Below are 7850 nucleotides of genomic sequence, written 5' to 3' on the forward strand. Positions count from 1 at the left end.
GGAAGATGGGGCCGAAGGCGAAGAGGACGGCCCGCAAGAATTCTCCGCTCCGTTGCCGAAGGCGACCTTTCCAGTGTCATTCGGAATGACGTTTTGCGTGAGCGGCCAGGTCCAGAAGATCGAGGCCATCGCCCGCTGGGGGCAGTATCTCAAGGTCGAGAGCCAGCATTTGGTGAACGAAAAGTCGGGCAACCCAAAACGTGTCTGGAAGCGGCACCCACGAGGCGGGACAAAGACGATCACGCTGAAGGTTGGCCCCGTAGGGCAATTTGCCGTCGATGCCGAGTGCCCGCAGGTCTTCGTGCAAGGAGGTGGTCCGCCAACGAAACGGCAATTGGATTGTGACGCTGTTCCTGGTCAACGGTCAGGAGGAGCCGAGGATCAACAAGGACTCGATGTGGCTCTTTCAGCCGGAACTGATCGTTCAGGCCACCGATGGCTCGGCCATCTTTTGCAAGAAGGTGAACCGGCAAAACGCCGCCAAGCTCGACCCGCTGACCGCGGCGGAAAACGCAGCGATGGAGATGCTCTATCGAAACTATGTCGAGTTCGCTGTAGGGCATGGGGTGAGCGTGCATGCGGAAACACCGCCCGGCGTGACCGACAAGGCAATTCGCATCAAAACACGAGTCATTCCGGCTTACGAGGTCTGCCGCACGACTCCGCCGACAACCGCCGATGCCAACCGCAACTCGGCATTCGGAAAGCTGGCCGGGTTAGTGATCGACATGAAGGAGTTGGCAGAGGCCGATCCGGCGAACTTGCCGGGGATGCTGGAGCCACTGGTGATCGCCTATGACGACTGGATCACGAACGAGGCGAAGCGGGTGCCCGGTTTGGGGCACCATAAGAATGCCGCCAATGCGGCCCTCGATCGCTGCCGCAACTCACTCAAACGAATCAAAGAAGGCATTGCGCTCCTCGACCCAAAATCGAAAACCTACGATGCCCAGGCGGTCGATGCCTTTCAATTTATGAACCGGGCCATGTGGTGGCAGCGGACGCACTCGATTTACTCCGAGATCATTCGCAGAGACGAACAGGTAAAATTCCAAGACATCGACATCCCCAAAAACCGCTCCTGGTTCCCCTTCCAGATCGCCTTCATCCTGCTGAACATGCCGGGGGTGACGGACCTCAACCATCCCGACCGCAGCGAGCAGCCTGATGCCACCGCCGACTTGCTTTGGTTCCCAACTGGCGGAGGCAAAACCGAAAGCTACTTGGGGCTGGCCGCCTACACGATGGGGCTGAGGCGGCTGCAAGGCGTGGTTGAAGGCCGGTCGGGCGAAGATGGCATTACTGTGTTGATGCGGTACACCTTACGGTTGCTGACCATCCAGCAGTTCCAGCGAGCGACGGCGCTGATGTGCGCCTGCGAGATGATTCGTCGTAGCGAAGCCAAATGGGGAAAGTCGCCCTTTCGGATTGGTCTGTGGGTCGGCCGTCGCACGACGCCCAACACCACCAAGCAAAGCGCCGAGGCAGTCAAGCTCGCCCACGGCCAACGAGACGGTGCGAGTTCCGTTGCCGGTATTGGCACGCCCTTTCAACTGACGTTCTGTCCCTGGTGCGGCAGCAAGATCGAGCGGGGAAAGCAAGACGTGATCGTAGAGGAATTCGCCCAGGGTGCGGGCCGCACCTTCATCTACTGTGGCAACCCAATGGGGCAGCGTTGCCCATTCACAGCCACGGGCGCCCCCAAAGAAGGTCTGCCGGTCTTAGTCGTCGATGAAGAGATTTACCGTCGCCTGCCGACGATGCTGATTGCCACCGTCGATAAGTTCGCCCAGATGCCGTGGAACGGGGCGGTGCAGATGCTCTTTGGCCAGGTGACAGGCCAGTGCGACCGGCACGGCTACATTTCTCCTGAGATCGACGACATCTCTCCGGGCGGCAGCGGCCATCCAAAAACGAAAACCGGTTACGGCCCTGCGAAAGCACTGCCGCACAACCCGCTGCGCCCGCCTGATCTCATCATCCAGGACGAACTTCATCTCATCAGCGGGCCGCTGGGCACGCTTGTGGGTCTATACGAGACGGCCATCGACAAACTCTGCACCTGGGAAGTACACGGCAAGAAGGTTCGACCCAAGGTTATCGCTTCAACGGCAACGATTCGCCGCTCGATGGATCAAGTTCATGCGTTGTTTCTGCGAAAGGTCGATGTGTTTCCGGCGCATGGCCTCGATGTCGAAGACAGTTTCTTTTCGATCCAACGAGCACCGAGCGACCAGATTCCGGGGCGGCGTTACATCGGCATCTGCGCCCCCGGCCGCCGGCTGAAGGCAGCCCTCATTCGTGTTTATGTCGCCTTCCTCTCGTCGGGTCAGGCCCTTTACGAAAAATATGGCTTGGCCGCCGATCCGTGGATGACGCTCGTGGGCTACTTCAATTCGATGCGTGAGCTAGGCGGAATGCGCCGCTTAGTGGATGACGATGTGGCAAGCCGACTGCGAAAGATGGATCGGCGAGGCTTGGCGAAAAGGTTTTTTTCCGGCACCGATTATCTCCAGGAACTCACTTCCCGCATGGCGTCGTCACAGATTCCTCTCACGCTCGATCGGCTCGAAATTCCGTTCGATCCCGTGATGCAGGCCAAGCGAAAGGCGATGGCAAAGAAACAGCAGTTCAGTGGAATGCCGGCCAAGCCGCTCGATGTATTGCTGGCGACAAGCATGATTTCCGTCGGTGTCGATGTGAAGCGGCTGGGCCTGATGGTTGTCGGCGGTCAGCCAAAGACAACTGCTGAATACATCCAGGCAACTAGCCGTGTGGGCCGCAGCCATCCGGGCATCGTCTGCACGGTTTTCAATTGGGCCAGGCCCCGTGATCTGTCGCACTACGAAACCTTCGAGCATTATCACGCCACCTTTTACCAGCACGTCGAGGCTCTTTCGGTGACGCCGTTCTCACCAGGGGCGTTGAGCCGTGGGTTGGCGGCGCTGCTCGTCGCTTGCGTGCGGCTGGAAGGAACCGAATTCAACGGCAATGATAAGGCAACGCTGCTCGCCACGCAGGCCAACCACCAATACGTGCAGGAGGCGATCAAAGTCATCTCCGACCGAGCGCATCTCGTGGGCAAGGACAACAAGGTTGCCAAGTTCGTAAAAGACGAACTGAAGAGGAAGGTTGATTGCTGGCAAGCCGAAGCACAGCGGACGGCGGGTGGCCGTGTGCTTGGCTACCGTGACGTGCGAGACGGCGTGACCGTGAACCTTCTTCATCATCCCGGCTTGAAGCGCTGGGAGGAGTTTACCTGCTTGAACTCGTTGCGGGAGGTTGAGCCAACCGTGAAGCTGATCCTGGACGACCACCATTTGGATGACGACGCCAGCGCAATGGCCGCTCCCATGCCGGAACCTTCGACCGAGGATGAAGAGGGGAGCGACGAGTGAACCCACCGATCACGAAACATGATGTCGGCGATCTGCGCCCCAGCCAAATCCTCACGACATTTGGCGTCGGCTCGATCATCGACCTACCTAACATTGCGGCGATGGTGATGGGGCTGGACGACTGGCCAATCCACTATTCGTCGGAGATCAATGAAGAACGGCTGTTGGTGTCGGTTCAAAATGCCTTGGGCGGCCAGGTGAAGCGGTTGCTAACGCCCCCTCGCACGGAAGAAACAACCGGCGCTCCCAACGCTTTCGATGAGCGTGCCTACATCGGCGTGCCGGTAGCTCCCTTTCCACGTTGGATGGTCTGCCCGGCGTGCCAGTTGCTTGCGCCGCTGAGTTCCGATCTTTTCTCACTCAAGACGGAACCCTATCACCCGGAACGAGCGAGGTACGTCCACACCAGATGCCAAAAGAAACCTGGGAAACCGCCGACCGTGGTGCCGGCTCGTTTTGTCGTTGCCTGCCCTCACGGACATCTCGACGATTTTCCGTGGGTGGAGTTCGTGCATCAGGGCCGCTCGAATTGCCGCTACCGGCTACGGTTGCGTGAAGGCATTTCCGGCGAGGCTGCCGATGTGCTCGTTGTCTGTGAGGTGTGCAATAGCATCCGCAGCATGGCTCATGCCTTTGGCCCCGGTAACGAGCAGAACCTTCCTCCATGCCGTGGTCGCCGACCTCACTTGCGAGACTTCGAGCCGGAAGGCTGCGAGGTCGAACACGTCCGGGCCATGCTCCAAGGCGCATCGAATAGCTGGTTCTCGGTAATCCTATCGGCGCTGTCGATACCAACCTCGGTCGATCAACTTTCACAGTTGGTGGACGATCAATGGGTCACGTTGGAGAAGGCCCAAAGCCAACAGAACATCGAGTTGTTGAGGCAGGTGGGGCAGTTGAACGACTTTGCCAAATTCAGTGACCAGCAGATTTGGGAGGCAGTGCAAAAGAAGCGTTCAGGCGGAGCGCAACAGGCGGGCGAGCCGACCGACCTTAAATCGCCCGAATGGGAAATCTTCTCGAATCCCGCAGCCGCTCCACCAAGCCGCTACTTCAAATTGCGAGTCGTACAACCGCCGCTCGGTTATCGAAAGATTTTCGACAAAATCGTGCTGGTCGAGCGGCTGCGTGAGGTGCGTGCGTTGATTGGCTTCACTCGCATAGAGTCGCCCGGCGATTACGATACGCCGTTTCAAGTGCCCAAGGGGCAACTCGCCCCTCTCTCCCGCACTGAGCCTAAATTCGTGCCTTCGAATGAGATCAACGGTGAAGGCATCTTCTTTGAGTTCTCCGAGGAGACGATGGTCGCTTGGGAGAAAAACCTGGCCGCCCACGACCGTCTCTTTTACGAAGCTCATCAGCGATGGCGGGAGTCTCGCAATCATCCCCTACCGAAAGCGGGCTACCCGTCGATTCGGTACATCCTTCTGCATTCGTTTGCTCATGCGGTGATTCGACAATTGGCCGTCGAGTGCGGCTACACGGCGGCCAGCATTCGAGAACGCATTTATTCCCGAATCGCAGACGAAGGGTCGCCAATGGCTGGCGTGTTACTTTACACGGCGGCACCAGATAGCGAGGGCACGCTTGGTGGACTCGTGAGCCTGGGCGAAACCGACACATTAGGCAGGCATCTCAACCAGGCCCTTGAAGCGATGCGGCTATGTGCATCCGATCCGCTATGCGCCGAACATCATCCCTATCGGGATGGAACTCTTCACGGGGCAGCCTGCCACGCTTGCTTGTTTCTGCCGGAGACCTCTTGCGAGCGTGGCAACAAGTACCTCGATCGTTCGGTTCTCGTGAAGACGCTCGACAAGGAACACTTGGCGTTCTTCGATTGCAACGTGGAGGAAGACGAGCAACAGGATGAGATCGGCTAATGGAACGAGGGCAACAAGTCATCGCCGTTGAAGCGAGCAGCCTGGCGAAGGCATTGCCCTATTCGCTCATGCAAGTCGTAAGCGATGCGGTTGAATCGTGCGACGTTTCGGATTGGCCCGGCTCACGACATCGACTGACCAGCGGAATTGGGCACGCACATTACCGCTGTCTCGTGGGCAACTTTCTCGATTGTTGGAAGTTGCACGCCGCTGAAAGTTCATGCGAAGCCGTGGCGTCGGCACTACGAACCGCTGCTTACGCAGAGAAGTCTCATCAAGACAGCCAAGGGGTCGAGCTAGTTTGGACTGGCCCGGAGGCGGGAGCCGTTCCATGTCGCCGCACTGAGCAGGCATTGCTCCAGTTGATTGACGGTGCGAGCGAGCGGGTAGTGGTGGTGAGCTACGCCGTTTACAACATTCCACGGATTTGCGATTCTCTTGTTCGTGCCGCAGGTCGGGGAGCCAAAATCAACGTGGTCGTAGAGACGCCCGATCGCTTAGAAGGCCAAAACACCTACAGCACGCTCCAGGCCCTTGGTGCCGAGGTCGCAGCGAATTCGAGCGTTTACTATTGGCCGCTCGATAATCGAGCGAAGGACGCAAACGGCAAGAGAGGCATTCTCCATGTCAAGTGCGCCGTTTCCGATGGAGAAACGCTCTTCCTCACGAGCGCCAACCTCACGGAGTACGCATTCACGGTCAACATGGAACTAGGCGTGCTTATCACCGGCGGCGAATTACCGAAGCAGGTCGAGCAGCACTTCGACCGCTTGATTCAGACCGGCGTATTGGCGAGGCCATAAAGAAATTAAGCGATCATCATGCCCGCCGACCTCCCCATCCGTGAACCCAACAAATATGGTTAGTGGTTAGTGGTTAGTGGTTAGTGGTCGGTGGTCGGTGGTTGGTGGTTGGTGGTTGGTGGTTGGTGGTTGGTGGTTGGTGGTTGGTGGTTGGTGATTGGCAGAGTGTCAGCCGTGCCTAAGAATTGAGCAGCGCCGCCGGGCGGCTGTCGCGACCCGCTCGCCAGCGCACGGTCGGTGTAAATTTGCACCGACCGATGGAACACGGCGTTTTTGCCAATCGCTTACACTGACAGAGGGGTTTTTTGGCGGCTGCTCAAATGATGTGCATGGTGGTCATCTGGCTGCATGTTCTTTGAGCAATTCTTTTGTCGTGCGGCGAACCAGCCGCCGGCGTTCGTCGAGCCGCGGTGAGAAGTCGAAAAGATCCGGTCCCAAGCCAACGGCGCGGTAGAACATAGGGAGCCAAGCAGGCGGACGACTGCAACCGGTCCAACCCAAGCCAGTCGCGAGAGAACAAAGGATGTCTTGGTGCCGAGCGGATGCCGCCGGCTTGCCCGGCGGGGGTTCGCGTTGGCAGCCTACGGAACGACGCGCCCGACAGCCGCTTCCGCCAGCAGGCCGCCGCTTCCCGGTCAGCCTCCCCGCTTGCGGAGCAAGCGGGCTACGTAGCCCGCTCGCTCCGCGAGCGGATCGGCGATCGGGAGGCGAACGGTGGTGGTTGGCAAAGCTTCAGCCGTGCCTAAGAATTGAGCAGCGGCCTAGCGTGGACGCCGGTGCCGATCGGCTGGCGCAAATTTGCGACAGCCGACGAAACACGAGGTTTTTGCCCATCGATTAAACGGACAGAGGGGTTTTTGCGGCTGCTTAAATGATGGGCATAGTGGTCATCTGGCTGCATGTTCTTTGAGCACTTCTTTTGTCGTGCGGCGAAGCAGCGTCGCCGGCGTTCGTCGAGCCGCGGTGAGAAGTCGAAAAGATCCGGTCCCAAGCCAACGGCGCGGTAGAACAACGGAAACGATGCGGAGCAAGCTCGCCGCAGATCCATGCCAAGCCAGCCGCGCGGTAGAACGAGAGGAATGACAGTGCAACATGCCAAGCCAGCGGCGCGGTAGAACGAAAGGAACGACAGAAAGATTACCAGACAGAAAAATGAGCGATGGCGACCGCCAATCCAAAATCCCGAAATCGAAAATCCAAAATCAGCCGCACCCCCCAGATTTACCGTTGCGGCCACGGTTTCGAAGGCTGAGTTGGCCTTGCCGCAACCTGGGTGGCGCAATGGCTTTAGGGCAAGGATTCTGCTGAGACGATTTTTGTTTTTGACAACGGTCATTGTTTTTCCGCAACGGTAATTCGCCGACGGCAAGGCGGCCGCACCGCCCGCCGTTCGGCTGCTGAGAACACATCGCCTGGCGATGATGAGCACGAGGGCGGCGGTCCGACGCCGGCCCCTTCGTGACGAGTTGGGCAGCGCGACGCTCAAGCGTCGCCGCGGGTCTTTGACAACTTACTGCGGGCTTAAAAGCTTTTATAAGCGAACGTTGATGCGTTCGCGCGTGGCCGTAAAGGCATGTCGCGATTGGTGTTGCCGCTAGGCCATGACGCTGAATGCTTTTGTTTTTCGGCGTGGTTCAAAGCAGGGTAACACTTCCCGTTGGAGTTCTGCCAGCACCTCCTGCCGGAAGTACCTGCCGCTGCGTTGGTTACGTCCTGACGCGGCCCACGCAGGGCGGCGAAAGCTGTTACCCTGAGATTCCTTGATT

General features: G+C 58.6%; 4 protein-coding genes. 3 read left to right on the forward strand and 1 reads right to left on the reverse strand.

All coding sequences use genetic code 11. The features are described from left to right. Positions 1–311: 311 nt before the first annotated feature. From drmA to drmC, 3 genes are all read left to right on the forward strand, one after another. Positions 312–3398, forward strand: coding sequence for a DISARM system helicase DrmA (gene drmA / locus VNH11_09640; protein HVA46623.1), 3087 nt, complete (start codon positions 312–314; stop codon positions 3396–3398). Next, a complete protein-coding gene (locus VNH11_09645; protein HVA46624.1) occupies positions 3395–5281 on the forward strand; it encodes a DUF1998 domain-containing protein in 1887 nt (628 codons plus the stop codon). Before drmA ends, VNH11_09645 begins: the two co-directional genes overlap by 4 nt. A gap of 68 nt (positions 5282–5349) precedes the next feature. Further along, positions 5350–6084 carry a DISARM system phospholipase D-like protein DrmC gene (gene drmC / locus VNH11_09650; GenBank protein ID HVA46625.1) on the forward strand — a complete coding sequence of 245 codons (735 nt, stop codon included), beginning with the start codon at positions 5350–5352 and terminating at the stop codon, positions 6082–6084. Positions 6085–6826: 742 nt separating this feature from the next. Here drmC and VNH11_09655 read toward each other — a convergent pair. Next, positions 6827–7513: a hypothetical protein gene (locus VNH11_09655; GenBank protein ID HVA46626.1), complete on the reverse strand. Its 687-nt coding sequence runs from the start codon at positions 7511–7513 to the stop codon at positions 6827–6829. Positions 7514–7850: the final 337 nt, after the last annotated feature.

It is taken from the genome of Pirellulales bacterium (assembly GCA_035533075.1).
Taxonomy (GTDB): domain Bacteria; phylum Planctomycetota; class Planctomycetia; order Pirellulales; family JAICIG01; genus DASSFG01.